Source organism: Virgibacillus sp. NKC19-16 (assembly GCF_021560035.1).
In the GTDB taxonomy this organism is placed as follows: Bacteria; Bacillota; Bacilli; order Bacillales; family Amphibacillaceae; genus Virgibacillus_L; species Virgibacillus_L salidurans.
In genome coordinates this window covers 3,451,498-3,477,925 of the sequence record NZ_CP074373.1, presented here as the reverse complement: position 1 = coordinate 3,477,925, position 26,428 = coordinate 3,451,498, and the positions used below count along the sequence as shown (strand labels likewise).

The 26,428-nt window shown below is 41.4% G+C and carries 24 protein-coding genes and 1 riboswitch; of the genes, 19 read left to right on the top strand and 5 right to left on the bottom strand.

All coding sequences use genetic code 11. From position 1 onward, the window contains the following. The first annotated feature begins 116 nt into the window (after positions 1 to 116). The 3 genes from megL (at position 117) to KFZ58_RS17295 (ending at position 3,539) form a co-directional block, all read left to right on the top strand. Positions 117 to 1,301, top strand: a complete 1,185-nt coding sequence (gene megL, locus KFZ58_RS17305) for a methionine gamma-lyase (RefSeq protein WP_235792527.1) — start codon at positions 117 to 119, stop codon at positions 1,299 to 1,301. A gap of 220 nt (positions 1,302 to 1,521) precedes the next feature. Next, positions 1,522 to 2,964 carry a cardiolipin synthase gene (gene cls, locus KFZ58_RS17300; RefSeq protein ID WP_235792526.1) on the top strand — a complete coding sequence of 481 codons (1,443 nt, stop codon included), beginning with the start codon at positions 1,522 to 1,524 and terminating at the stop codon, positions 2,962 to 2,964. A 53-nt stretch (positions 2,965 to 3,017) separates the two neighbouring features. Next, entirely contained in the window at positions 3,018 to 3,539 is a 522-nt protein-coding gene (locus KFZ58_RS17295) for an acyl-CoA thioesterase (RefSeq protein WP_235792525.1), read from the top strand. Positions 3,540 to 3,784: 245 nt separating this feature from the next. On the opposite strand, the gene KFZ58_RS17290 is transcribed toward KFZ58_RS17295, so the two are convergent. Next, positions 3,785 to 3,940 (bottom strand): hypothetical protein, encoded by a 156-nt coding sequence (locus KFZ58_RS17290; protein ID WP_235792524.1) that lies wholly within the window; start codon positions 3,938 to 3,940, stop codon positions 3,785 to 3,787. 624 nt (positions 3,941 to 4,564) lie between these two features. On the opposite strand from KFZ58_RS17290, the gene hutH reads away from it, so the two are divergent. Genes hutH through hutG form a run of 4 tightly spaced genes read left to right on the top strand, consistent with a single transcriptional unit; the run spans position 4,565 to position 9,906 of the window. Next, on the top strand, positions 4,565 to 6,094 hold the full coding sequence (gene hutH / locus KFZ58_RS17285) for a histidine ammonia-lyase (RefSeq protein WP_235792523.1): 1,530 nt from the start codon (positions 4,565 to 4,567) through the stop codon (positions 6,092 to 6,094). Further along, a complete protein-coding gene (gene hutU / locus KFZ58_RS17280; RefSeq protein ID WP_235792522.1) occupies positions 6,039 to 7,706 on the top strand; it encodes a urocanate hydratase in 1,668 nt (555 codons plus the stop codon). Before hutH ends, hutU begins: the two co-directional genes overlap by 56 nt. Further along, complete coding sequence (hutI, locus tag KFZ58_RS17275) at positions 7,703 to 8,956, top strand: imidazolonepropionase (protein WP_235792521.1); 1,254 nt, start codon at positions 7,703 to 7,705, stop codon at positions 8,954 to 8,956. The genes hutU and hutI overlap by 4 nt, the downstream gene beginning before the upstream one ends. Continuing rightward, entirely contained in the window at positions 8,953 to 9,906 is a 954-nt protein-coding gene (gene hutG, locus KFZ58_RS17270) for a formimidoylglutamase (protein ID WP_235792520.1), read from the top strand. Before hutI ends, hutG begins: the two co-directional genes overlap by 4 nt. Before the next feature lie 19 nt (positions 9,907 to 9,925). Here the strand turns inward: hutG and KFZ58_RS17265 are convergent, their stop codons facing one another. Next, complete coding sequence (locus tag KFZ58_RS17265) at positions 9,926 to 10,255, bottom strand: winged helix-turn-helix transcriptional regulator (protein ID WP_235792519.1); 330 nt, start codon at positions 10,253 to 10,255, stop codon at positions 9,926 to 9,928. Between the two features lie 239 nt (positions 10,256 to 10,494). On the opposite strand from KFZ58_RS17265, the gene KFZ58_RS17260 reads away from it, so the two are divergent. The 9 genes from KFZ58_RS17260 to KFZ58_RS17220 all read left to right on the top strand — a co-directional run bounded on the left by KFZ58_RS17260 (position 10,495) and on the right by KFZ58_RS17220 (position 19,106). Next, positions 10,495 to 11,733 carry an aminopeptidase gene (locus tag KFZ58_RS17260; RefSeq protein WP_235792518.1) on the top strand — a complete coding sequence of 413 codons (1,239 nt, stop codon included), beginning with the start codon at positions 10,495 to 10,497 and terminating at the stop codon, positions 11,731 to 11,733. A 191-nt stretch (positions 11,734 to 11,924) separates the two neighbouring features. Further along, on the top strand, positions 11,925 to 12,365 hold the full coding sequence (locus KFZ58_RS17255; protein WP_235792517.1) for an Rrf2 family transcriptional regulator: 441 nt from the start codon (positions 11,925 to 11,927) through the stop codon (positions 12,363 to 12,365). 7 nt (positions 12,366 to 12,372) lie between these two features. After that, positions 12,373 to 12,960 (top strand): class I SAM-dependent methyltransferase, encoded by a 588-nt coding sequence (locus KFZ58_RS17250; protein ID WP_235792516.1) that lies wholly within the window; start codon positions 12,373 to 12,375, stop codon positions 12,958 to 12,960. A 189-nt stretch (positions 12,961 to 13,149) separates the two neighbouring features. Next, positions 13,150 to 13,500 (top strand): DUF2200 domain-containing protein, encoded by a 351-nt coding sequence (locus tag KFZ58_RS17245; RefSeq protein WP_235792515.1) that lies wholly within the window; start codon positions 13,150 to 13,152, stop codon positions 13,498 to 13,500. Positions 13,501 to 13,983: 483 nt separating this feature from the next. Beyond that, positions 13,984 to 14,090: riboswitch (yybP-ykoY riboswitch) on the top strand. Between the two features lie 107 nt (positions 14,091 to 14,197). After that, positions 14,198 to 15,187: a sodium:calcium antiporter gene (locus tag KFZ58_RS17240; protein WP_235792514.1), complete on the top strand. Its 990-nt coding sequence runs from the start codon at positions 14,198 to 14,200 to the stop codon at positions 15,185 to 15,187. A 39-nt stretch (positions 15,188 to 15,226) separates the two neighbouring features. Beyond that, positions 15,227 to 15,838 carry a DedA family protein gene (locus KFZ58_RS17235; RefSeq protein WP_235792513.1) on the top strand — a complete coding sequence of 204 codons (612 nt, stop codon included), beginning with the start codon at positions 15,227 to 15,229 and terminating at the stop codon, positions 15,836 to 15,838. Positions 15,839 to 16,033: 195 nt separating this feature from the next. Further along, the gene (locus KFZ58_RS17230; protein ID WP_235792512.1) at positions 16,034 to 17,083 is read left to right on the top strand and encodes an ArsR/SmtB family transcription factor; all 1,050 of its coding nucleotides are present in this window, start codon (positions 16,034 to 16,036) and stop codon (positions 17,081 to 17,083) included. A gap of 34 nt (positions 17,084 to 17,117) precedes the next feature. Next, positions 17,118 to 18,350 (top strand): MFS transporter, encoded by a 1,233-nt coding sequence (locus KFZ58_RS17225; RefSeq protein WP_235792511.1) that lies wholly within the window; start codon positions 17,118 to 17,120, stop codon positions 18,348 to 18,350. A gap of 231 nt (positions 18,351 to 18,581) precedes the next feature. Then, positions 18,582 to 19,106 carry an MFS transporter gene (locus tag KFZ58_RS17220; RefSeq protein WP_235792510.1) on the top strand — a complete coding sequence of 175 codons (525 nt, stop codon included), beginning with the start codon at positions 18,582 to 18,584 and terminating at the stop codon, positions 19,104 to 19,106. Position 19,107: 1 nt separating this feature from the next. Here the strand turns inward: KFZ58_RS17220 and KFZ58_RS17215 are convergent, their stop codons facing one another. Beyond that, a complete protein-coding gene (locus KFZ58_RS17215) occupies positions 19,108 to 20,337 on the bottom strand; it encodes a Zn-dependent hydrolase (RefSeq protein WP_235792509.1) in 1,230 nt (409 codons plus the stop codon). 39 nt (positions 20,338 to 20,376) lie between these two features. Continuing rightward, positions 20,377 to 21,408 carry a S66 family peptidase gene (locus KFZ58_RS17210; RefSeq protein ID WP_235792508.1) on the bottom strand — a complete coding sequence of 344 codons (1,032 nt, stop codon included), beginning with the start codon at positions 21,406 to 21,408 and terminating at the stop codon, positions 20,377 to 20,379. An 83-nt stretch (positions 21,409 to 21,491) separates the two neighbouring features. Here KFZ58_RS17210 and KFZ58_RS17205 point away from each other — a divergent pair, with 83 nt between their 5' ends. The 3 genes from KFZ58_RS17205 to KFZ58_RS17195 all read left to right on the top strand — a co-directional run bounded on the left by KFZ58_RS17205 (position 21,492) and on the right by KFZ58_RS17195 (position 24,763). Then, positions 21,492 to 22,250, top strand: coding sequence for a GNAT family N-acetyltransferase (locus KFZ58_RS17205; RefSeq protein WP_235792507.1), 759 nt, complete (start codon positions 21,492 to 21,494; stop codon positions 22,248 to 22,250). A 225-nt stretch (positions 22,251 to 22,475) separates the two neighbouring features. Then, positions 22,476 to 23,612 carry a phosphotransferase gene (locus KFZ58_RS17200; protein WP_235792506.1) on the top strand — a complete coding sequence of 379 codons (1,137 nt, stop codon included), beginning with the start codon at positions 22,476 to 22,478 and terminating at the stop codon, positions 23,610 to 23,612. Between the two features lie 116 nt (positions 23,613 to 23,728). After that, positions 23,729 to 24,763 (top strand): S66 family peptidase, encoded by a 1,035-nt coding sequence (locus KFZ58_RS17195; RefSeq protein WP_235792505.1) that lies wholly within the window; start codon positions 23,729 to 23,731, stop codon positions 24,761 to 24,763. 40 nt (positions 24,764 to 24,803) lie between these two features. Here the strand turns inward: KFZ58_RS17195 and KFZ58_RS17190 are convergent, their stop codons facing one another. Beyond that, complete coding sequence (locus KFZ58_RS17190; protein WP_235792504.1) at positions 24,804 to 26,204, bottom strand: purine-cytosine permease family protein; 1,401 nt, start codon at positions 26,202 to 26,204, stop codon at positions 24,804 to 24,806. Between the last annotated feature and the right edge of the window lie 224 nt (positions 26,205 to 26,428).

Below are 26,428 nucleotides of genomic sequence, written 5' to 3'. Positions count from 1 at the left end.
ATTTTAAGAGGAAATATATCGTAAAGCAATTAATCAGATTAAGAAAACGCTTTCAAAAATGAGTTTTGTAGATTATGATAGTAGTAGCGTATCATTAATCATGAGGGGGAAATTTCATGTCAAAAAAACATAAACACTTTGAAACAGCGGTTATTCATGAAGGGTATGATTCAAAAGAAATGCTTGGGAGTTTGACCACACCATTATTTCAAACATCGACCTATACATTTGATTCGGCTCAGCAGGGGGAGCGCCGATTTGCCGGTGAGGAAGAGGGGTATGTCTATTCGCGAATAGGAAATCCAACCGTTACCGTGCTGGAAGAGCGTATTGCGAAACTTGAAAATGGAGAGCGGGGGCTTGCATTTGGTTCAGGGATGGCAGCAGTTTCTGCCGTCTTAATCGCCTTAACCAAAGCAGGTGATCATATTGTATGCTCATCCGGTTTATATGGCTGCACATTCGGATTACTGACCATGATGAAGGATAAATACAATATTTCCCATGACTTCTCCACTATGGAATCCAAGGAGGAAATTCGCTCTCTGATTAGGCCGGAGACGTCATTAATCTATGTTGAAACCCCGATTAACCCGACAATGAAGCTGATCGATTTGCAGCTGGTTGCAGAAGTTGCAAAAGAGTATGGTATTCCTGTCGTCGTTGATAATACATTTTCAACCCCATATCTACAGCGGCCGCTTGAGCTGGGAGCTGATGTTGTTGTCCATAGTGCGACGAAATATATTGGCGGGCACGGTGATGTCGTCGCAGGTTTAGTTGTGGGGAAAAAAGATTTCCTTGATTCGGTTGCTATGACAACCCAGAAGGACATTGGCGGCGTTATGTCTCCGTTTGATGCCTGGCTTTTGATTAGAGGACTCAAAACCTTGGCCATTCGTTTGGATCGTCATTGTGATAATGCAGAAAGGGTTTTTGAAAAATTACGCAAGCATCCGAAAGTTGCAAACGCCTACTACCCAGGTGATGGGCGTCATCCGGATTATCCGATAAAGGAAAAGCAAATGAAGCGTGGCGGTGGTCTGATCTCATTTGAAATCAAGGGGACAAAAGCGGATGCTCAAGCAATGTTAAATAAGCTGTCCTTTTTAAAACTTGCCGTGAGTCTTGGTGATGCAGAGACATTAATACAGCATCCTGCAACGATGACCCACGCAGTTGTTCCGGAAGAATCGCGCAATAAAATGGGGATAACGGATCAACTTATTCGCCTTTCTGTCGGGCTTGAGGCATGGGAGGATATTTGGGAGGATTTAGAACAGGCATTAGATCAAGTGTAAAATGAAGAATGGAAATCGGTCACCTCGCCGATTTCCAATCCGACCTCCAACTTCTATCCTCTTGTCTCCACTATAAAGACGTGTTTTCTTTTCCGATTTTTGGGGTAGTATAAAATACATTGGCGTGATTAATGAGTACGTTGCGAAAAAAATGTAACTTTATGCTATATTATAGGTAGACAAAAATTAATCATTCGCAAATAGGTGGGAGATTTGCTTGATGGGAATATGGGCATATTTATTAGGGTTTATTATCGTTTTTAATATAATGTTAGGACTTTCTATTGTCTTTTTGGAAAGAAAAGATGCCAGTTCCACTTGGGCATGGTTGATGGTGTTGCTTTTTCTCCCAATTGCAGGGTTTGTCCTTTATTTAATTTTTGGAAGACCAATTAGCAAAAAACGCATTTTTACATGGGATACCAAAAGCCGATTGGGCGTAAAAGCAGCAGTACAGTCGCAGTTGCGCGCGCTTGAAGATGGAAGTTTCCATTTTAAACAAGATGAATTAACGGAACATGAGGATTTAGTTTACCTGCACTTGAGGAATGATGATGCGATTTTTACGCATGATAATAAAGTTGATATTTATACAGATGGTGCCGCGAAATTTGATGCACTCATCCAGGACTTGGAAATGGCAACAGATCATATTCATTTGTTATACTACAGAATTCGGAGTGATCAGCTGGGCAAGCGCTTTGCAGATGTTTTAGTGAAAAAAGCAAACGAAGGTGTAGAGGTTCGCGTACTCTATGATGATATGGGATCAAGGAGCTTGGGACGTAAATATATTAAGCGTCTGCAACATGCGGGGGTCCTTGTAGAGGCATTTTTTCCGCCAAAAATTGCCAAATTAAACTTTAAAATCAATTACCGGAATCATCGTAAATTAGCAATAATTGACGGGAAAGTTGGCTATATTGGCGGGTTTAACATTGGTGATGAATATCTTGGGAAAGATAAAAAATTTGGCTACTGGCGTGACACGCATCTGCGAATATATGGTAATGCGGTCCAAAATATGCAAACAAGATTTATCCTGGACTGGAACCAGGCTTCACGTAATGATATTTTGTATGAAGATCGGTTTTATGATGCTGCAGGCGCTGGCGATGTTGGGGTGCAAATTGTATCAAGCGGGCCGGATCAGGATTGGGAACAGATCAAAAATGGTTATATCAAAATGATTATGGAAGCCAAAGAGTATATTTACATACAAACACCTTACTTTATTCCGGATGAAAGCCTGCGCGATGTACTCCGAGTTGCAGTTCTGTCAGGTGTGGATGTAAAAATAATGATCCCTAATAAACCGGATCACCCGTTTGTATATTGGGCAACACTATCTTCTGTAGGGGATTTGCTGAACGCGGGTGCTGAGGTTTATATGTATCAAAATGGCTTCCTGCATGCGAAGACAATTGTCGTAGATGGGAAAATTTCCTCCGTAGGTACAGCGAATATCGATGTCCGGAGTTTCCGATTGAATTTTGAAGTAAACGCATTTTTATATGACTTGGATCTGACACAGCGATTAGACGATGCGTTTAACCGTGATATTTTGTTATCAACACAACTAACGAAAAAATTATACGAGCAACGGTCATTGGGGATTCGATTCAAGGAATCCGTCTCTCGCTTAATTTCGCCAGTATTATAACACAAATGTTTGGCAAAACTTTTGACATAACGTAATGAATAGGAGAATTTGACATGGAAGAAAAACCTTGTTGGCAATCACTAGCAGTAAAAACATCACATGTCCTGCCACCGGATACCAATGCGCACGGGACATTATTTGGTGGTGCATTAATGGCACATATTGACGATGTGGCTGCAATTGCTGCTGTGAGGCATGCCAGAAAGCCAGTGGTAACGGCCTCCACAGATTCAGTCGATTTCCTGGCACCTGTGAAGGAAGGAGATTCCATTTGTTTGGAAGCTTTTGTCACATGGACGCACAACACATCGATGGAAGTATTTATCAAAGCTGTTACAGAAGACCTACTGACAGGTGACCGAAAAGTATGTACAACAGCTTTCACCACATTTGTTGCAGTAGATAACAAAGGAAGGCCATCTCCTGTTCCAGCCGTTTACCCGGAATCAGATCAGGAAAAGATGCTTCATGAACAAGCGCCTGAACGCGCAAAACAGCGAAAAGAACGAAGGAAGCAATCAAAAGAGTTAGCTGAAACATTCGGGACGGATTTTCCTTGGGATCGGGAAGGATGAAATATAACGGGTGCCGCTATCGCAAACATTAAAAATGTAAGCAAAATGACTATCAAGTTGTAGATAAATTTGGTAGTCATTTTTAATTTATTGGGGGAGAACTATTGTATGATTCCCTTTTTTTACCTGCAAATTTGTATGCAAATCATCATGGATAATTATGAAATTATAGTATTAAATTAAGAAGCAGTTTATCTCCTCTGATCACAATAAAAGAGACACCCTTTAATGGATGCCCTATGATTTTATTTTTTATCTAATTTTTCCTCAATTCTCGCTAACCTATTTAATACTTCGTCTTTCCATTGTTGATCTTCGCTATTGTTATTGTCGTTGTCGTTTTTGGAATTTGTATATTCGTTAATTTTATTCAACGCTTTATTAATATCAAATTTAGGCATTTTTTCACCTCCTATTCGTATTTTACAAAGTGAGCCCGCTACCCTGCAAATTTATGACTATTTTCTGCTTTTCCATAACTTATATTCTCTTTTAACCGGGTTCTAAATATTATAACATGACAATCCAGCAGTAGAATAAAGGAGACAATAAAACCTGTTGAACCGCCTTGTTTTTGACATCAAGCGTTTCTTTAAGTGGATGAAGAGCACTGCTTACATACAATTTAGTATGCAAATTAGAGTTTTGCAATAGGAAACAAACCCCGTTAACTTTTATAGGTGCTACTTTTTAAATGGAATACATGCTTTTGAACGGAATATATATTAATAAAGTGTTGAATTCTTTTTAGAAAACGCTTACAATAATGTATAGATAGTTGGTAATTACGTGATGCGCTGATAAAGTTGAGGATTGCACTGATAAACTGCCGGAGAACGCTGATAAAATTCCCCTAAGCGCTGATAATCTAATAAATACGTGAGGTGGTCACATGTTTTTCCATCAAAAATGGCGACATTCATTCACCAATAGGAAACATCAAGGAGGCATGGTTTCGGGACCATAGCCTCCTTTTACTTTGCCTGCTTTATTACGTTAAAGCAGTACTATGGAGGTGTGAAGGCGTGGTTATTTTAACTGGTAAAACGTTAACATTGGAAGAGGTGGAGCGGGTTGTTTTCAGAAATGAACCTGTCACATTAGCTGATCAGGCGCTAGCAGGCGTTCAAGCGAACAGAAAGACTATTGAGGCGATGCTTGATAATAAGCAAACCATGTACGGGATCAATACGGGATTTGGAAAGTTTAGTGATGTGATTATCGAGGATAAGGACTTAGATGATCTGCAGCTGAATCTGATTCATTCCCATGCGAGCGGGGTTGGCGAACCTTTTTCAGACAAAATCAGCCGGGCGATGCTGCTGCTCCGGGCTAATGCGCTCCTGCAGGGTTATTCAGGTGTTCGCCCGTCACTGATTCATCAATTAATATATTTTGTGAACACAGGAATTCATCCGGTCGTGCCAGAGCAAGGATCCCTCGGGGCAAGCGGGGATTTGGCACCACTTTCCCATTTGGCGTTAGCTCTATTGGGGGAGGGGGAGGTATTTTATAAAGGCAGCCGAGTAGATGCAATGGATGCGTTAACAGCGGAAAACATCGCACCACTAACGTTAAAGGCGAAGGAGGGTCTTGCTTTAATTAACGGGACACAGGCGATGACGGCGGTTGGTGTGATTACCTATTTGGAGATGGAAAAACTACTTCGCCAAAGTGAGCAAATAGCGGCCATGACGTTGGAAGGATTACACGGCATTATCGATGCATTTGACGGGGATTTGCACAAGGTACGCGGTCATCAGGAGCAAGTCGATGTGGCTGAACGTATTCGGTTGATGCTGGAAGATAGCCGGTTAACAACCAGGCAAGGCGAGCAGCGCATGCAGGATGCGTATTCATTAAGATGCATCCCGCAGGTTCTTGGGGCTAGCTGGCAAACTGTGCACTATGCATGTGAAAAGTTGGAAATAGAAATCAATGCAGTGACAGATAACCCGCTTATTTTTTCCGAGGAAAATAAAGTCATATCCGGCGGTAATTTTCACGGGCAGCCAATTGCTTTTGCAATGGATTTTCTGAAGCTGGGCATTGCAGAGGCGGCGAATATTGCAGAACGACGGATTGAGCGTCTAGTGAATCCACAGCTAAGCGACTTGCCGGCATTCTTGAGCCCGAATCCGGGACTGGAGTCGGGTGCGATGATCATGCAATACAGCGCAGCATCTCTTGTCTCTGAAAATAAAATACTAGCACATCCGGCAAGTGTGGATTCGATTCCATCATCAGCCAATCAGGAGGATCATGTCAGTATGGGCACCATTGCCGCGCGCCACGCATTGCAGATGCTCGGCAACGCACGGCGGGTCATTGCGATTGAGCTGATTTGTGCGATGCAGGCGGTGGAATATCGTGGGGTGGAGAAAATGGCTTCGGCTACAAGGACTTTGTATGAAGCTGCCAGGAAGGTAGTTCCAAGCATTACGAAGGATCGTGTTTTTGCGACAGATATTGAAAAGCTTACGGAATGGCTGAAATATAATGGGGAGGCTGAGCGTGCCAATGAAAGCGAAAACAGGAGTGGAACTGGAGTGTAAGGGCTGGGAACAGGAAGCGGTACTGAGGATGCTATACAATAATCTGGATCCGGATGTAGCGGAAAATCCGGAGACGCTGGTGGTATATGGCGGGATTGGGAAGGCGGCGAGAAATTGGGACTCCTTTCATGCGATTACAAGTACGTTACGCGAGCTGGAAAATGATGAAACGATGCTGATTCAATCAGGGAAGTCTGTTGGTGTATTTCAAACACATAGGCATGCGCCGCGCGTTTTGCTTTCGAATTCTGTTTTGGTTCCAAAATGGGCAACATGGGAGCATTTCCATGAACTTGATCAAAAAGGGCTCATGATGTATGGGCAAATGACGGCAGGAAGCTGGATTTACATTGGGACACAAGGCATTTTACAAGGAACGTATGAAACGTTTTCCGCGCTTGCCAAGAAACATTTCGGTGGTTCTCTGAAATCGACCATCACCTTAACTGCAGGGCTTGGTGGCATGGGTGGTGCACAACCGCTTGCGGTGACGATGAATGGAGGAGTCGTCATTGCGGTTGAAGTGGATAAAAGCCGTATTGAAAAGCGAATTCAGACGAGGTATTGTGACGTCATGACCTCGGATATCGACGAGGCTATCAACCTAGCGAAAGATGCGAAGAAGAACGGAGAAGCATTATCTATCGCACTTTTCGGAAATGCTGTAGAAATCCATCATGAGTTGCTTACGAAAGATATCCAGATTGATATCGTCACAGACCAAACATCTGCACATGATCCGCTAAATGGTTATGTTCCTGCAGGATATACAGTGGATCAGGCTAGCAAATTACGAAAAGCGGATCCGGAGGCATACACACAGATTTCCAAACGAAGTATGGTAAAACATGTAGAGGCCATGCTCCTACATGAGCAGAATGGCTCGATTGTTTTTGATTATGGAAATAACATTAGGCAGGTGGCTTATGACGAAGGAGTCGCGCAAGCTTTTGATTTTCCAGGGTTTGTCCCTGCCTATATTCGCCCATTATTTAGTGAAGGAAAGGGTCCGTTTCGCTGGGTGGCGCTCTCTGGAGACAAGCAAGATATTTACCGGACAGATCAGTTAATCAAGGAACTTTTTCCGGAAAATGAGGCATTAATTCGCTGGATCGATATGGCTCGGGATAAAGTTGTTTTTCAAGGCTTGCCATCGAGAATCTGCTGGCTGGGCTACGGCGAACGCGTGAAAATGGGGCTAGCCATCAATGAATTGGTTCAGAGTGGTGAATTAAAAGCGCCGATCGTCATTGGACGTGATCACTTGGATAGTGGCTCGGTCGCATCGCCAAACCGGGAAACAGAAGGCATGAAGGATGGCAGTGATGCTATAGCCGATTGGGCTGTATTAAATGCGTTAATCAATACGGCAGCTGGGGGTTCGTGGATCTCTTTTCACCACGGTGGCGGTGTTGGCATGGGTTATTCCCTGCATGCAGGAATGGTCGCCGTAGCGGACGGAACGGACTTGGCAAAAGAGAGACTAGAACGTGTATTAACAACCGACCCAGGCATGGGAGTGATCCGGCATGCCGATGCGGGCTACGAGGCTGCAGAAAAATTTGCAGCCGAAAATGCTATCACCATACCGACGAAAGGGCGAGATGGATGAGCGTAGATACACTGATTACAAATATTGGCCAGCTTTTGACGATGGATAAAAAAGGTCCAGTGAAAGGCAGCGCGATGAATGAATTACCTGTATTAGAGAATCAGGCAATTGGAATCAAAGACGGAAAAATAGAATGGATTGGAGCCTCAAAGGATGCGGGCGACCTAAAAGCAGAGAAGAAGATTGACGCAGGAGGGAAACTTGTCACACCAGGACTTGTCGAAGCACATACCCACCTTGTCTTCGGAGGATCCCGGGAAGAAGAAATGGCGCTTAAACAGCAGGGTATTCCTTATCTGGAAATTCTAAAGAGAGGCGGAGGAATTTTAGCCACTGTGAACGCGACACGAAAGGCATCTTTTGAGGAATTGCTCAAAAAGGCATTATTCCATCTTGACCGCATGGCGATGCACGGAATTACAACCGTTGAGGCAAAAAGTGGATACGGACTTGATAAGGAAACCGAGTTAAAACAGCTGAGAATCGCAAAAGCAGCCGGCGAGCAGCACCCGCTTGATCTTGTCTCCACTTTTCTAGGGGCGCATGCGATCCCCCCTGAATATAAACAGGATCCAGAAGCCTTTCTTGATCAGATGAGTGAACTATTTGAGGCCATAAAAGCAGAAAATCTCGCAGCATTCGTCGATATTTTTACGGAAACAGGGGTGTTTTCTGTGGAGCAATCAAGAAGGTATTTGCAAAAAGCGAAGGATAAAGGTTTTGGGGTCAAAATACATGCAGATGAAATCGATCCATTGGGTGGGACGGAGCTTGCGGTTGAAATGGGAGCAATTAGTGGCGATCATCTTGCAGTGGCGTCTGATGCGGGGATAAAGGCGTTGGCGGCATCTGATACGGTTGGCGTCATTTTACCGGGAACGAGCTTTTACCTTGGAAAAGATATGTATTCCAGGGCGCGGGGAATGGTTGATGCTGGTGCGGCGGTAGCTATTTCGACAGATTTTAATCCAGGCAGTTCAGTGACCGAAAATCTGCAGCTGATTATGTCGATTGCTGCGTTGAAATTAAAGTTGTCTCCTGCTGAAATTTGGCATGCAGTGACGGTGAATGCGGCGCATGCGATTGGAAAGGGAGACGTGGCAGGTTCGATTGCACGTGGCAGGAAAGCGGATGTTGTTATTTGGGACGCGGCAAATTATATGTATATTCCGTACCATTACGGGGTGAATCATGCAAAAACAGTTATCAAAAATGGTGTTGTTTTATATGAAAGGCAGATGATTCGATGAGCCGTGAGCTTCGCCATTTGAAACCAGCTGGAGAGGCCATTTTCAAGGACCGCCATACGACAAAGGCGAAAGAGCTGCTTAAAACTTGGAAGCCGGGGGAGAGAAGTACGTTCGCTTTAGTCGGTGTACCGCTGTCAAAGCCTTCGATTAGCCATTCTGGTGCTTCGTTTGCTCCGGGTACGATTCGGGCGGCATTGCAAAACTATACGACGTATTCCGGGGAATCGGGGTATGAGCTTATGGATCCTATCCTTGACTTGGGAGATATTTATATGGACCCTACCGATGTTATTGGAAATCAGGAGCGGATCGGGGAAGGGCTGTCGGATGTTTTTTCAACAGAAGCGGCAGAAAACTGGATGATTTTAGGTGGTGACCATTCGATAAGTTATTCCTCAATTAAAGCTTTTGCCGCTGGGAAACGCGTTGGAGTCATTCAGTTCGATGCCCATCATGATTTACGCAACACAGAAGATGGCGGTCCGACAAATGGTACACCATTTAGGCGTTTGCTGGAAGACGGGATTATCAATGGGGAAAATCTGGTGCAAATCGGGATTCGTGATTTTACAAACGCAGCTGCCTATGCGGATTATGCGAAGGAGCAGGGACTGGGCATCTATACAATGGGGGATGTAGATAATCTTGGCATAACGGAAATTTTGAGAAAAGAAATACAACGATTAGCGGGTGGAGTGGACCTCATTTATGTATCTGTGGACATGGATGTGCTTGACCAGGCATTTGCGCCTGGCTGTCCGGCAATTGGACCGGGTGGCATGGATAGTAAAACACTGTTGGAAGGAATAACACTAGCAGCCAAGCATGAAAAAGTTAAAGCCATGGATATCGTGGAAATTGATCCAACGATTGACTTTCGTAATATGACAAGCAGGGTTGCGGCATATGTCATGTTGCAGGTTATGAAAGCAAAAAAGGGCTGTAAGTAAGCGCAGCCCTGGGATTTCATCATACATTTTGTTCTTTTGTTTCTTCTGAGGTCACGTGGTGATCTGCCCAGCACTGAATTTCCTTGATAACAGGCTCTAAATCTCTACCTTTATCAGATAGCGAGTATTCGATACGGACAGGGAATTCGGAATATATATTTCGATTGACGATACCTTCTTTTTCGAGCAGTTTCAGTCGATCAGAGAGCAATCTTCCGCTAATAGGCAAATCGGCTTCCATCTCGGAAAAACGTTTCGTACCTTTTAGTAGATCAAACAAAATTAGCCCAACCCAGCGTGTACTAAGAAGTCCCATAGCTTTTTCAAAACGTGGACACAAGTTCTCCATGATCATCACCTCACTCTACTTAATTAGTATGTTTTACTTGAGACATAAATATTTTTTTATTGATTACCAAAAGTAACCTAATATTAGTTTAACATATGCTTTTTTCCACGTAAATAGGAAGGATTGCTTGACAGGACAAGAGGCTGATACTCCCTGCGCATAATAAGTAAAAGAATTTGGTAATTTGCCCGGTTTTGTGAAATAATAAGATGAATTAAACACATTTTGGAGGTAAAAATATGGTTAGTCAGAAAACGAAGGAAAAGTATGCAGAGCTAGCATTACGGACAGGGGTTAATTTGCAAAAAAACCAAGCATTAATGATTAATGCGCCAATTGAAGGATCGGATTTCACAAAGGTTGTTGCTCGAAAGGCATATGAACTCGGAGCAAAAAATGTACATATTAATTGGAGCGATGATGAGTTAACCCTTTTAAAATATGAAAATGCGCCGGACGACGTGATCACGGATTTCCCTGAATGGAAAGTATTGCTGAATGACAGTTTTGCGGAGGACGGAGCAGCCGTATTAAACATTCGATCAACAAATCCTGATTTATTAAAGGATATCGACCCAACGCGTGTGGCTAAGGCCAATAAAGCAGCAGCACAAGCGATGAAGAATTTCCGTAGCTACACCATGAATGACCGTATCGCCTGGTCCATCATCTCGATTCCCACCGGAGATTGGGCACAGAAGGTTTTCCCGGATAAATCGCGTGAAGACGCTGTCGAAAGCCTGTGGGATGCGATTGTAAAAATTGTACGTGTTGATCATGACGATCCAATCACGTCTTGGGATGAGCACAACGAAACACTGCGAAAAGCACGCGAGATTTTAAATGAGAAGAACTACAAAAAATTGGTGTTCAAAGCACCCGGAACCGAACTCGAAATGGAGTTGCCTGAAGGACATATCTGGAAGGGCGGATCGGCTCAAACAGAAGGCGGCGTTACCTTCAATCCAAACATGCCAACAGAAGAAGTGTTTTCCCTGCCGCATAAATACGGGGTAAACGGCACTGTTTCAAGTACTAAGCCTTTAAACTACAGCGGGAGCTTAATTGACAACTTCAGCTTGACGTTTAAAGATGGTGAGGTAGTTGATTATCAAGCTGAGCAAGGGGAAGATACCTTGAAACATTTGCTTGATTCCGACGAAGGCGCGCGCCGGCTCGGTGAGGTAGCACTTGTACCGGACGAATCACCTGTATCTCAATCAGGATTAATTTTTTATAATACACTGTTTGATGAAAATGCATCCTGCCATATCGCGCTAGGCAAAGCATATCCAACAAATCTAAAAGACGGCGCATCCATGGATGACGAGCAATTGGATAATCACGGCGTTAATGACAGCTTGTCACATGTTGACTTCATGATCGGATCAGCAGAACTGGACATCGACGGCGTGAAAGAAGATGGGTCAACAGAGGCAGTGTTTAGGAATGGGACCTGGGCATTGGATGTGAAATAAGACTGGGGAAGGAAGCATGGGGGCGGTTCTCGTGCTTCTTTTTTAAACGTATTACCCTTAGAGCGAGGCGTCAAGGCATAAGATTAATTATTTGGAATACCATCGTTGCCATATGTATTAGGAAGTGATAACCTAATTGTAGATAATATGAGTCTTTAATATCTTTAATGTTATGAATTAAGGAGGAAATCATGAAATACTCAAAAGCCACTAATTACGCATTGCACACAATGGTGTATTTAGTTACCTTACCTAAGGGAAGTACAATAGGTGTTCAACGCTTGGCAGAAATGCAAAATCTTTCACCAACCTATCTTTCAAAGATATTAACGAAACTTGCCAAAGGTGGGTTAATTGAATCAACACCAGGGGCTAAAGGGGGATATAAAGTTTCTAAACCGAAAGATGAAATCTCATTTCTAGATGTAATAAAAACAGTAGAGGGGGATTCCAATTTATTTCATTGCTCCATGGATCATAACGAAGGCTGCATGATTGAAAATGTGATGACAGAGGCTGAACAGAATATGAAAAACGACCTAGACCATAAATTTCTCATCGATATTGCCAATAACATGGAGGAAATGTTATTACCAATAGAAAGGGAAGAACAAATTAAAAAGGAGAATTAAAAAGAATATGAAAAAGAATAGCGAATCAAATCATATGGGCAATTTCAATAAAAAGGTAGAATACCTAGACAGCATGAAAAGAAGAGAGGAATTTTCCCCAGAAGATCTACTGAAACTACTCCCTATTAATAATAGCGATACTATTTTAGATATAGGTGCAGGGACAGGTTTTTTAACGATACCGGCTGCGAAAGTAACCGATGGAATGGTCTATGCACTTGATATAGACTCCAATATGTTGGAAATTGCATATGACAAGGTAACTAATGAGGGACTTGAAAATGTTCGAACAATTCAAGGAGAAATGCAGGATTTACCATTATCAGCCAATTCCATTGATATTGTGTTAGCTTCGTTAGTTCTTCATGAAATAAAATCTTTATCGGAGACATTACAGTTAATCAACCAAATGCTTAATGTAAAGGGCTACCTTGCATGTGTTGAATTAGAAGAGGACGAGAGCCCAAATCCTAATCACCCAAGAATATCCAGATCCAACATGGAACAAGAATTAAATAAAGCAGGATTTGATGTAATTAAGAAACGTTATCCAACAGATTCGATGTACGTTTTAATCTCCCAGAAGCAACAATAACTATATTGAATTGGTTTATCATATTTGAATGAACTTTAGAACAGATTATGATATGTTTATTTAAGAGATTATCAAAAAATAACACTTTTATTATATTAGGTGAATCTAGGAGCCTTAACCATTGTTAGAAGTAGATGAGTGACGATAAAAATGTTATACATTAACAGAATAATTAAGGGAGCATGTATCATGACAAAACATAAGATTTATACAATGAGTGTCGCAAAGGTCTATCCTCATTATATTTCGAAAGCAGAGAAAAAAGGCCGTACAAAAGCAGAAGTCGATGAAATCACCCGTTGGTTGACAGGATATAACCAGGAAGAGTTAGAAGTACAACTGGAAAAACAAACAGACTTTGAGACCTTTTTTGCGGAAGCTCCCCAATTGAATCCCGCGCGTGCTTTGATTAAAGGTGTAATCTGTGGTGTCCGAGTGGAAGATATCGAAGAACCAACGATGCAGGAAATTCGCTATTTGGATAAGCTAATCGATGAGTTAGCAAAGGGAAAAGCGATGGAGAAGATTTTGCGGAAATAATAATTAAAAACGGAAGCACTGATTCCATTTATATATACATTTTAGAGAATGCGATAGGGGCGGGTATATGGTGAAGAACTTACCATTACTATTTTTAATGATAATAGTTGGCAGCAGTGCCGCTCTAATAATAAATCAAACTATGCCGGGGATATTATTTTGGTCTTTGTTACTATTATCTTTGATTCTTAACATTTGGGGTGTAGTAGGTCTAATTCTGCACTTTTGGATTTATAATGTTGAAAATTGATAATTCTCATCTTTAACAATCGAGGCGCATTCCCAAAACAACCGTAGCAACGCTAGTGATATGTTCCGTTTGCACTGGCGCATACTTCTTAACTTCATTTGGATTGTTGGATAAAAAGCGGGCAGCAGCCATTATCAATCTGTCAATGATACTAAGACAGTGTTGTATATTTTATTTCAATTTGCTAAATCCATTTTTCATGGTATAATTAGATAACAATTAAATTTCTTTGACTTTTCGTCAAAGGGGAGTAGCGTTGAAATAGAATGTGATTCTTTTTCAAAATAAAGTCGTCATTACATGGTTAGCGATCCATCGGCTTTATTGGCAGTAATTGCTTAGCGAGACCTTTGCCTAGTATGGCAGAGGTCTCGCTTTTTTACGTTTTATATGTATTTATATCAATATGCCTGTACATGGTATGTTGTACATAAGGAGGTTGTTTTTTTGGTATTTATAGGTTTTATTTTGGCTGCAGCAGTCACCGTGTTTACGGCAATTAAATTATCCGAGTATGCGGATGTGCTGAGTGAGAAAACAGCAATGGGAGGCATGATTGTCGGAACCGTTCTTCTTGCGGGTGCCACATCGCTACCGGAAGTAACGACAAGTTTCTCAGCAGCAGTGATTGGAAATGTAGACATTGCTGTAGGCAATATGCTCGGTTCGAATGTATTTAATTTATTCATTTTGGCAGGATTTGATCTTTATTTCAGGAGAAAGCAAATATACCACAAGGCTAGCAGCAATCATAAATATACTGCTTATCTTGGGTTGTTTTTAATGCTTTTAGTGTCCTTGGCGCTGTTGCTGCAGATAGATTACACCATTCTTGGCATAGGTGTGGACGCCCTCTTGATTCTCATCATCTATATAGCAGGAATGGTTGTTATCAGTAAAATGCCAGCACCGCCTTCCAGCGATGATGATGAATCTTCAGAACCTGTGGCAAAAAAGAGATCCATGACAGTCAAACAGGCAATTATCGGTTTTATTATTGCATCGGTCTTTATCCTGGCTGCAGGTACGATGTTATCGATTACTGGCGACCAGATCGCAGTGATTACGGGGCTTGGCTCAAGCTTTGTGGGAAGTTTTCTTATTGCAGCAACAACTTCCCTGCCGGAAGCAGTGTCTGTATTTGCGGCGCTCCGTATCAAGAATGCCAATTTAGCTGTAGGTGCGATACTGGGAAGTAATGTGTTCAATATGACCATCCTGGCAATTTCTGACGCTGTTTATCAGGAAGGATCTATTTTAGCTGATGTGTCTATGTCGAATATATATACCGCACTTGGCGGTTCGATTCTAGGTGCCATTACCATCTGGGCATTTTTAAGAAAACGCACATCATCCGTATGGGTATACAGTATTCCGTCTATTTTGACGGTAGTCGGGTATTTTGTGATTACGTATTTGATCTATGTCGGTTCATAAGGTTTTTATGTTGTAAATATATAATAATGGAGGTAGATCGTGCAAAACTGGGTTACTGATTTTATGGAGCAATTCGGTTATCTCGGAATTTTTTTAATGATGGCATTGGAAAATGTGTTTCCGCCGATACCATCTGAAATTGTTTTGCCTTTTGGTGGATTCCTGACTACATATGCAGATTTAACTGTTTTAGGAGTTATTATTGCTGCTACAGCCGGATCCGTACTCGGGGCAATCATATTATATGGCATCGGTTTACTGTTGGATGTGGAACGATTGGAAATAATTGTGGACCGTTGGGGGCACATACTGCGTGTGAAAAAAAGCGATGTCCATAAGGCCGATGCATGGTTTGACCGTTATGGCTATTGGACTGTTCTTTTTTGCCGGATGATCCCGCTGATCAGAAGTCTGATTTCCATTCCGGCCGGGATGTCAAATATGAAGTTTTGGCTGTTCCTTCTGTTCACAACGATTGGTACAGTTATATGGAATATTATCCTCATTACTGCTGGAGTTGTACTTGGCGAGTCTTGGGAAAACATACTCGATTTTATGAGTATCTATTCAAACATTGTCTATGCGGTCATTGTAATCGGAATTATTTTGTTTGTCGTATGGTTTGTAAGGAAAATCAGAAAGCCAAGGTAAAGGGAAGGGTCCCAGTGGAAGAAGGGTCCTTTATTACAATAGAAAAGACTTGCCGCAAAAGGGCGCATTTCCTTAGTAAGGATTTGCGTCCTAATTTTTGCTTGGATACCGATTACAAAAAAATTTGAAATCATGTTCTAAAAATATTGAATAAATAATTCGATTAATATAGGATAATATATGGAGGTGTCCTCTATGGATATTTTAAGTGCAACGAGCAGGGAGAGAGAAACTTATCAAGTTGAGCTGCAATACAGTGTGTTATGGGAAGCGGCTTTGGGAATCGCAGCATTCACAAATACGTCTTTGCTCGATTCATTAGAAAGGCCAAAAAGCTATTGGGATGAAATAAGAGATTCTTTCGATAGGGAGATGCATGACCACCTGGACTACGTAGAAAAAAATAATACGTGGAAAGCATTACTTCAGTTATTACATCAAAAAGATTTTGCAGCGTTAGAGGAATTTTCGACATACATAGAAACGCTCTCGGTAAATGATTTGAAGTTTATTTGTATACCATTTGTTGGTGAATCATTTCAAACATTACGAGAAAGGGCAGCAGAAGGGGAAATGAAAGCAATCCAAACGCTTAAAGAACAAACGAAGAACAACCCTTTCTTCCCTGACTATATTGACTTTATTTGTAATTGTGAAGGCAACGAGTTGGAGGATCATTTAATTCGTGTCATGACAGGATGGTATGAAAAGGTGATCCAGCCGAACGAAGACCAGCTCAATAAAATTCTGCAAACAGATGTAGAGACAAAGGCGAAAATGAAAGAAAAAATGAAGCCAGAGGAATTTGTTGAGTGGGCGACAGCTGGTGTTGTTTATACGCCGGAACCAAGTGTCCATAAAGTGCTATTAATTCCGCATTACATTTATCGGCCATGGAATATTACCGCAGATATAGATAATACAAAAGTGTTTTATTATCCGATTTCAAACGAGAGTGTTTCACCGGAAGATAAATATCTGCCAAGCAACTTCCTGGTTTTGAAACATAAAGCGCTGGGTGACGAGGTAAGAATGCGAATCGTTAAACTATTATATGAAAGAAGTAGAACTCTTCAGGATATCACCGAACAATTGGGCATGGGGAAGTCCACCATTCATCACCATTTGAAACTATTGCGATCAGCACAGCTGGTTAATGTGGAAGATTCGAAGTATGTATTAAAGAAGAAAGCAATAGATTCATTGGCGAAGGAAATGGATTTGTATTTTCATCAAGGAATGTAAGAATTTGCGTTAAAGGCTTGGGGGCAAATGTCAAATGAGTGTTTTTAAAAATAGGTCTTTTACATCTATGTGGATTGGAAATGCTTCCTCTGAGTTAGGTGGAGCATTTGGGACGTTTTGCAATTCATTGCTTATTTATGAAATAACAGGTTCCACGGTGGCTTTAGGCAGTATGTGGCTATTATATTTCCTGCCATCACTCGTATTACAGTTGTTTAGTGGTCCATACATTGATAAATGGAGCAGAAAATGGATTATGATTATAGCGCTTTGGAGTCGTGGGCTGATTTTTCTTATTCCACTAATTGCATATATGATAGGAGTAGTGGCGCCATGGCATATATATGCTGTTCAGATCATTGTCGGTCTCATTACACCTTTATATGTACCGGCCAATCAGGCAATTCTCCCTACCATTGTTTCAAAAGAGCAATTACCCACTGCAAATGCCTATGTGGATGGGACAGCACGCTTAATGATGTTCACAGCTCCTTTTGTGGCAGGCTTGGTCATTGAATATGTTGGCATACAGATAACTTACATACTTGTTTGTTCATTACTTCTAATAAGTGGATGTTTGCTGCTGGCAGTCCGAGAAAAAAGAATTAATCAGGATGTTCGAAAAACGTGGGCAGAACAATTTGTTGAAGGAATAAGTTACTTTTTCAAGCAGCGTGTCATTGTATGGTTAGGAGTTTTTCTTGCCTTTGTTCAATTCGGAGTAGGGGTAACAATGGTCATTACGCTTCCCTATATTACCGACGAGTTAAATGGATCATATGCAATGTATGGTTACTTTATGGCGGGCTTTCCCCTCGGTTATGTCATTGGCTCTTTGCTCGTCGGGAAAATGAAAGTGCAGCGGCGCAGAATACTTATGCTAGGTGCTTTGGTAATAGGCGGTTCAACTTTTATTGCGTTAGGCCTTACGCAATCAATAGCATTAGCGATCACCACCGAAATAATCGGTGGAATAGCAATGGCCGTTTTTAATGTACATAATACAACGATTACCCAACAGATCGTGCCGAATCATTTAATGGGAAAAGTTTTCTCCGTTCGTATGTTAATTATTAGAGGAATGATGCCGCTTGGCGTGCTTGCTGGAGGTATATTAAGTGAACTGTGGGGTATCAGAACAATGTACATAATGATTGGAACGGTGATTTGTACGGTATCTTTATTGGGGTTAATACTTCCATACTTCAGATTCATTGACGGTTCCCTTGAGGAAAAAGAAGATGTGTTGAGAAGAGTGGGGAGTTAGACATATCTGGTATGAATTTTTTATTATGTATGGACAAATAAGAAGTTTCGCTTATTGAACTAGGGCGTAAAACTCTAAAAGCATGAGAGCAATTCTCATGCTTCTTTTTAACACTCTAAGGAAGCAAAAGAATCGTCCCCATGCTTCCCTTGCCAATCCACCTATCAAGGTTTAATATAAGTCTAAAAAGGCTACTCATGCCCGTTATCAGGAAAAGGAGCATTTTGTTTGATGGGTATTTATAAATTTGAAGATATGAGAAGGTGTAATCAAATCCTTCTTGTTGTTGGTATTATTAGCATTTCTTTTAATCTCCGCCCGGCAATTACTTCGGTAGGTCCGCTCGTAGGAATGATCCAAAATGATCTCGGACTTGCAAGCTGGAGCATTGGTATTCTGACAAGTCTCCCCTTAATCAGGTTTGCTGTCATGTCTCCTGTTGCGCCGTGGCTTGGAAATAAATATACGAATGAAATCGTACTGATTGGCGGTATGATTATACTTGCGATAGGGATAGTCCTGCGTTTGGTTCCAATGTCTATGTTCCTTTTTGGCGGGACGCTTTTGATTGGTCTGGGAATTGCTGTTGCCAATGTGCTTTTGCCTGGTGTGCTTAAAGAACGCTTCCCGAACCGGGTTCCACTTATGACAGGTGTTTATTCAACTGCAATGGGTCTGGTTGCTGCGGCATCATACTTAAAAAGATCCACAACATCAAAGGATGCTGTGGACCTTTTCCAAATTGCCCTGAAATGAATTATGTTGCTTCTGTTAGTTTCTTGGCAGTGTTATATAATACATCTACACCATTAGCCAGGTCCCTTGCATCCGTCCATTCTTCCGGGCTATGACTGATCCCGTCTTTACTCGGGACAAAAATCAAGCCGACATCTGTTACATCTGAAAAGACCATCGCATCGTGTCCAGCTCCACTATTCATGTTTAGATATGAAATATCCAACTGACTGCAAGCTGTTTTCAGAAGTGAATGGATATCTTGATTCAATGCTTTCGGCTGCATATATAGCGGTTGTTCGATTGATGTATGGATTCCTTGTCCTTCAAAGGACGTGATAACATCTTTTGTTTTCTGGATGGCATTTCGAATATGTTCTTCTTTTCCTGAACGTATATCCACGGAAAATACAACTTTTTCAGGAATGACATTGGCTCCATTCGGAAAAACCTCATGTCTTCCTACTGTAATAACAGTTCCTTCTCCCTCTTCTATTGCAATTGCTGGGAGCTTGGCAATAATATTTGCAGCAGTATCTAATGCATCCAGGCGGCGGTCCATTGGTGTCGTACCGGCATGGCCAGCTTGACCTTCTATGGTCACTTCTAATTGGGTGAGCCCAACAATGGATTCGACAACACCGATTGACATGTCTTTTTCTTCAAGAATCGGCCCTTGTTCAATATGCATTTCCAAAAAAGCCTTTATCGTCTGTGGATCTCTTTGTTTCGGAAGTGTTGGGTCTAATTCGATATCTCGCATCGCTTCGGCTACTGAGACACCATCTTTGTCCTTCGTATGATTTAGTTCTGCTTCTTCAGTGACGCCGACAATTCCCCTAGACCCCATTAGCCCGCCGCCGAAGCGTGTACCCTCTTCTTCAATCATGGCTATAATTTCTAACGGGTATGTGGGTGTAAGGTTATTTTCCTGAAAAAGGGCAGCCACCTCAAGTCCTGCTACAACACCACCAGATCCATCATAAGCCCCACCATGTGGCACACTATCGAAATGGGAACCGACAAGGACGCTTGGCGCATCTTTCTTGGTTCCTTCCAATTTCCCAAAAATATTACCGAGCCCATCTTCCCGAACATCAAGGTTGTATTCTTTCATTTTTTCTTTTATAAAATTGCGGGCTTGTAAGTCTTCCTTGCTATAGGTCAGCCTAGTAACACCTTGGCCTGGTGTGGCGGTAAATTCACTCAAGTCATGAATATGTTTTTCAATACGTTCATTGTTTGCTTTCACGTTAATCCCTCCGTGTATTTTAATGACGATGTGTGGATCTTATATAACACCACTTTCTAAAATCGAAAAAGTCTTCTTCTCGCAATTTATCTCTGCCATTGCACCATAAGGCAACACAAATCTCGGTTCGGCATGGCCAAAATTCAAGTTATAAAGAATCGGCAGGTCTTCTAAGTTATTCTCTTTCATCACTTGCTTGATCACTTCTTTGTATTCCTCGTAATACGTCTCGTCATATGGTTTACCAAAGATCATGCCATTCGCCTTCTGCAAAATGCCTTGAGCAGCATAATTCCTGATCCATCTTTGTAAGGTGCCTGGTTCTGGTTTTCCTTGCGCTGGTTCAAAGAAAAGGATGCTGTCTTCCCAAGCGTTTTGGTCCGGCCAAATATCCGTGCCTTTCACGACTTCCAATACATCCAAGCAGCCACCGATCAGCCTTCCCTGTACAACTCCTGAACCTTGAAGCACTTCATACCCGGAGTTCTCATACATCGTAGCGCCCTTGGTTTTATCCGCTTCATCCAATTCTAATGGCTCGCTCGCCCATTGTTTAGCCGGTTCGATTTCACCGATTTCTTCGTTGGAAAAGAGGGTTCGTTTCACTGATTCGATAACATACGGATCCATTTCCACGTTTTGGGCGAAGTCTGTCAAAATAGCTGGGCCATAAAAAGAGGAAATTCCTGCTTTATAGCAGAGTAAATGGGAGATGGTGATGTCAGAATATCCCATGAAAATTTTCGGGTTCACGCGAATTACATCAAAATCAATATATGGAATCAAACGATAACTATCTGTGCCGCCAACATTGGCAATAATTCCTTTGATACTAGGATCTTTGAATGCGGTCATCAAATCCTCCGCACGTGCCTTCGGATTCTCATATAGATAATCAGATCCTTTTAGGCTATTCGGCATTGGAACCACTTCAAGATCAAAAACTTCTTCCAAGCGTTTTACACCCTGCAAATAACGCCATCTGATTTCAGGGTCTCCTGCATCTCCTCCAGATGGACTTACCGTTGCAATTTTATCTCCAGGTTCCAATTTATTTGGTTTTACTAACAAATCGACCCCACCTTTTTTCTCCTTTTCCCTATGATATAATAAAGGAAATAAAAAAGGAAGCAATGGGGGAAGGGGGATCAGCAATGAAACAGGTAACATTCGATGATATTTATATACTTGGGTGTATAGTAGCTGAAAATGATCTATACAGACACTATCATTATCCTGAAATGCTAATCAGGTACGATAGTAATTTTATAGAATTTAAAAAGCAGCCTTCATTAACGGAATTGAAAGAGGCAGAAAACTACTTAAGGGAATTTCATTTGCGGCAAGGTCAAAAACATGTGAAATTTTGTTTCCCTGAGAACGTGCAACTTGAAAGGGAGTTAGTGGATTACTTGAATGGTTCGGGATATGAAAATGGTTTCTTGGAATTATACGCAATTCAACCTGACCAATTTCCGGAAGTGGAGGACCAGCCGGATATCGATATTCAGATTGTGACAGACAAGAACTTCGAAACCTATCTTGATCTTCAATACAAGCAAGATTTAGAATTTGGAAGTAAATTTGCAAGAGCAAAAATTGATCTGGCCAAACGTCAATTCACAGAGTCGAGCATTATAAAAATCATTGCATTTTATAAAGGAAACCCTGCAGGATATGTAGATGTCATTACAACGGACAAAACCGCGGAAATTGATAACCTAACTGTTGAGGAGTCATTTCAGAAAAAAGGCATCGGCAGCAGGTTGCAAAAGTTTGTGATGGATAACTATCCTGATAAAGCGGTGATTTTAGTTGCCGATGGGGAAGACACCGTCAGAGAAATGTACATGAAGCAAAACTATCAGTATGTTGGGTTTCAATATGAGGTGCAAAAGATTGAAGGGGATTAGCTGGCGTAGATTTTTATAAAAGGAGATTAGAGGTCAAAAAAATAGTCGAGAGGGGGATCAAATGTTTTGCTTTTGAAATTTATCGTGTTTTCAAGCAGTCAACGAAAATTGCTGTTATGTCGGAAATATCGTAGATACGCATTACCCTTTTTCAATTCTGAAAGTCTACACGTTGCTGTTACCTTGCCAATCAATGATTTTTTTAAGAGGGAATTCAATTTAGAAGTGAATGTATTACGCTGCTATTATCAGGATGAAGGTATAAGAATATATGAAATAGAGGCCTTAGACAATCCTATAGAGAATGAGAGGGTTGTCTGGTTTGATCTTCATTCCATTGAATTATTGGAAGCAATTCATCCTAATGAACGAAAAGAGATACTTGATTGGTTGTCTAAAGGTGGTAGTCGAAACTTTGCATGGTTTCAACTTGGATGGCGTCGAGAAATGGAAGCGTGGGTGGAGAAGAAATTGCCATGTAGTCCAATCGCATTTGAACAAATCAGAAGTTGGGAACGTTCAGCTTTGTTTAAAATAAAGACAACGAAAGATAATTACTATTTTAAAGCTGTACCAGGTGTATTTTCACATGAACCCAGTATTCACAACTATTTAGCAGAACATTATCCATCTTATGTTCCAGAAGTAATAGCTCTGGATCTCGAAAAAAATTGGTATATAATAGACGAACTACAAGGAGATCTTCTCGGTGAATCAACTAATATTAGCCATTGGGAAAAAGCCTTGCATCGAATGGTTACTATTCAAAAAGGATCCCTTATCCATAAAGATAAGCTGCAAAAATTAGGATGTCCTGTCAGACCGTTCATTGAGATATTAAACAACCATTTGGAAGAATCTCTGGGTGAATTAGCTTCCAATAATAATATGTCACTAGAAAAGCATATTGCATTGAAAAAGAAGATCCCGTCTGTATTGTCTCTTGTAAGACGATTACATGAATCAAGACTTCCTATCTCGTTAGAACACGGTGATTTGTTTGGGGGTAATATTATGGTTCAACAAGGACAACCGGTTATTTACGACTGGTCGGATAGTTCACTGAGCCATCCTTTCTTGAGTGTGATTGTATTATTAGAAGAAGTGAATGAATACTTTTCGAAACAAGTAAGTCAAGAATTATTAGATTCTTATCTGAAAGAATGGAAGATGTTTGACACGCTTGCCCGTTTGTATGAAGAATTTCGTCTTGTACGAGTTCTCGCTCCTCTATATTATCTTACGGTGCATCAACGCTTTATTTTTCCTGCATTTGAAGATAATTTTGATAAACAGCAAATAATCGATCAATACGTAGAGAAATGGCTGTCAGAGATAAATAAAATGGATTTATCCAATTAAAATTACTATAGGCTATTTGTTTCTCAATCTTGTATTTGCTGAATAAGCTGGGGGAAACAGATTTTTGAATATGATGTCAAGACTGAGTAATAAAATCAATAGAAAGTGGTGATCCAATGTTAAAAAAACCAAAGAAATTGCAACCGGGAGATAAAGTAGCAACCGTAAGCCCTTCCTGGGGAGGGGCCGGTGAGCCGGAAATTAAATGGCGATATGAACAAGGCGTAAAGAGGTTGGAAGAGGTGTTTGGCCTTGAAGTTGTGCCGATGCCAAACAGTTTGAAAGGTGCTGCCTATCTTTATGAGCATCCGGAAGCACGTGCAGCCGATCTGATGACGGCATTCAGGGATAAGGAAATTAAAGGGGTCTTCTCAAATATTGGAGGAGATGACAGTATTCGGCTACTTCCGTATATAGATTTTGATGTGATCCATGCGAATCCGAAAATTTTCGTGGGGTATTCCGATATAACTATTTCTCATCTGTTTTGCCTTAAAGCAGGGGTTTCTTCCTTTTATGGTCCCGCGGTTTTAAGTGATTTTGCTGAGAATGTGGAAATGGATCCCTATACGGTAGAAGCGGTGAAGCGGACGCTATTCTCCGGTAATGCGATTGGTGAGATTCAACCTGCTAAAGAATGGACGAGTGAGTATTTGGAATGGGATGAAGCGAATAAACACAAGCAGCGAACGATGCAGCAAAATACCGGATACGAAGTGATTCAAGGCGCGTCGAATGTCGTAAAAGGGCGTTTGATTGGTGGTTGTATCGATGTGCTGGAGTTTGCGAAAGGTACAGAACTTTGGCCTGATAATAAGCATTGGGACGATAGCATTCTTTTCTTTGAAACGTCGGAGGAAGAGGCAGAACCTGCATTTATGAAATATTGGCTTCGGAATTATGCTGCGCAAGGCATCCTGCACAAAGCGAATGCAATCATTTTTGGTAAGCCGCATGATGAGAAATATTACGAAGCATACAAAGAAGAAATTTTAAACGTTATGAAGGAATATAATTTAGAAGATTTGCCGATTCTTTATAACTTGAATTTCGGGCATACGGAACCGAAGTTTATTTTGCCATATGGTGTACTGGCAGAGGTTGATTGTGCGAAAGGGACCTTTTCGATATTGGAAAGTGGTGTGGAGTAGGAAGCACGGGGGCCGTCCCCGTGCTTCCCCTTTCTTCCACTTATGCAATATAGTCTTCTCTTGCAACATCGTTGTTTTTCTTTTTGATGTAATATTTTCCTTTGGTAGAAATGGCTAAAGTCACGGTGAGTACAGCTGCAAGTAATGCTGCGAAAAACGCGGCAGTGCTTTGCAAGAATGTTCCCATGTACCCTAATGCCGCAACGGTGCCTAACCCGCTTGCTACTACTAAAGCAACGACGCCTACCGGATTCCATTTATGCAGGTTTTGCTGTTTGGCCTCATAATAACCGGGGCCAATCTTCAATATTTTTTTGACGATAACGGCATCAGTGACTAGAATTGCTGCCCAGGTCATTAAGAAGACTCCCTGGAACGTCATAGCTGTCTCCAGATGATTGACGATACCGGCCAACATTAAAATCATCGCAGCAACACCTGTGATGACAACCCAAAAGCGGCGGCCTGGTTTGAATTTGAAAATATTTTCAAAGAAGCTGGACAGGGACAACGAGCCGCTATATATATTCGTAATATTAATTCTTACTTGCGTTATCATCGTAAACAGGACTCCAAAAATACCTAGGAGTAGCACAATATACACACCTGGATTTGGTTCTCCCAGACGAACGCCAAACCAGATTCCAAGGCCACCCATGACTCCAAAACAGAAAATCTGGGGGATGAATCCAATGGCAAATATTCCTAGCTTCGTATCTTTTGGTTTAAGAAAGCGAGCATAATCTGAAGCGAGCAGCGGTGTCAGCCCCATAATACCATGCTGCATTCCGATACAAAGCAATAAAGCCGTTCCTCCGACTTGTACGCCCTCTGGCATATACGACCAAAAACTATCACCATAAACGGAAGGCGTGTTTGCAGCCATAATAATTGCTGCAATTAAAAAAATGCCGAACAGCGGCAACGACCATTTTTGCAATTTATCCAACTGCTTGATCCCAAACCAGTTTAAAGGGATAACGATCGAACCAAAGAAGATAATTAGTATCCATTGGGGGATAACAGGAAAAAATTCGTGGACAGCAGCTACGAGTATTAAACCTTCCAGCGCACAATACATGATAAAATTCGTAGCATAAATAAATGAGGTTAACGAGGCGCCAATATAGCCAAACCCGCCGCCACGTGATAGTAAATTAACGTTCATTCCAGACTTTGCAGATAAGTAAGCAATGAATGTTCCCAGAATACCGGCAACAACAATCGCATAAATAGCTGATATAATAGCGTTAATTGCTCCAAATTGAAGTGCCATGACACTTCCCATTTGAAAGTAAAATATTGCCGTGGCAATACCAAATGTAATATTTGTAATACTAATCCAACCCATGTTCCTTTTTTCGCGAGGGACTCTATCTAATGAATAATCTTGATCCATTTCCTCGTTAACTTTTTGATCTGTAGCTTGAACAGATCTCATATCTATCATCTCCTTTTCTTGTTTAACATTTCACAATGTGGATCCCTCCAGATTTTGTGTGTGTTTATTCACAAACCGCTGCTACCGGTATTCAATATATCAATAGCGTTTAAAGGAATCAAACGGGATTATCCTGCTAGTTTTGCAATAAGAGCGCTAAAAAGTCTATCTATCTATTGAATGCTGCTTCTATCTTAGGGATGGTTGTCTAAGCTTTAAATGTG

What these genes read in the sequence shown, in the direction of transcription:
- KFZ58_RS17195 (WP_235792505.1), top strand. Translation starts at nt 23,729, where the DNA reads ATGTTAAAAAAACCAAAGAAATTGCAACCGGGAGATAAAGTAGCAACC.
- KFZ58_RS17245 (WP_235792515.1), top strand. Translation starts at nt 13,150, where the DNA reads ATGACAAAACATAAGATTTATACAATGAGTGTCGCAAAGGTCTATCCT.
- KFZ58_RS17265 (WP_235792519.1), bottom strand. Translation starts at nt 10,255, where the DNA reads ATGGAGAACTTGTGTCCACGTTTTGAAAAAGCTATGGGACTTCTTAGT.
- KFZ58_RS17255 (WP_235792517.1), top strand. Translation starts at nt 11,925, where the DNA reads ATGAAATACTCAAAAGCCACTAATTACGCATTGCACACAATGGTGTAT.
- KFZ58_RS17260 (WP_235792518.1), top strand. Translation starts at nt 10,495, where the DNA reads ATGGTTAGTCAGAAAACGAAGGAAAAGTATGCAGAGCTAGCATTACGG.
- KFZ58_RS17250 (WP_235792516.1), top strand. Translation starts at nt 12,373, where the DNA reads ATGAAAAAGAATAGCGAATCAAATCATATGGGCAATTTCAATAAAAAG.
- KFZ58_RS17190 (WP_235792504.1), bottom strand. Translation starts at nt 26,204, where the DNA reads ATGAGATCTGTTCAAGCTACAGATCAAAAAGTTAACGAGGAAATGGAT.
- cls (WP_235792526.1), top strand. Translation starts at nt 1,522, where the DNA reads ATGGGAATATGGGCATATTTATTAGGGTTTATTATCGTTTTTAATATA.
- KFZ58_RS17290 (WP_235792524.1), bottom strand. Translation starts at nt 3,940, where the DNA reads ATGCCTAAATTTGATATTAATAAAGCGTTGAATAAAATTAACGAATAT.
- KFZ58_RS17225 (WP_235792511.1), top strand. Translation starts at nt 17,118, where the DNA reads ATGAGTGTTTTTAAAAATAGGTCTTTTACATCTATGTGGATTGGAAAT.
- hutI (WP_235792521.1), top strand. Translation starts at nt 7,703, where the DNA reads ATGAGCGTAGATACACTGATTACAAATATTGGCCAGCTTTTGACGATG.
- KFZ58_RS17220 (WP_235792510.1), top strand. Translation starts at nt 18,582, where the DNA reads ATGGGTATTTATAAATTTGAAGATATGAGAAGGTGTAATCAAATCCTT.
- hutG (WP_235792520.1), top strand. Translation starts at nt 8,953, where the DNA reads ATGAGCCGTGAGCTTCGCCATTTGAAACCAGCTGGAGAGGCCATTTTC.
- KFZ58_RS17205 (WP_235792507.1), top strand. Translation starts at nt 21,492, where the DNA reads ATGAAACAGGTAACATTCGATGATATTTATATACTTGGGTGTATAGTA.
- KFZ58_RS17295 (WP_235792525.1), top strand. Translation starts at nt 3,018, where the DNA reads ATGGAAGAAAAACCTTGTTGGCAATCACTAGCAGTAAAAACATCACAT.
- hutU (WP_235792522.1), top strand. Translation starts at nt 6,039, where the DNA reads ATGGGGAGGCTGAGCGTGCCAATGAAAGCGAAAACAGGAGTGGAACTG.
- KFZ58_RS17230 (WP_235792512.1), top strand. Translation starts at nt 16,034, where the DNA reads ATGGATATTTTAAGTGCAACGAGCAGGGAGAGAGAAACTTATCAAGTT.
- megL (WP_235792527.1), top strand. Translation starts at nt 117, where the DNA reads ATGTCAAAAAAACATAAACACTTTGAAACAGCGGTTATTCATGAAGGG.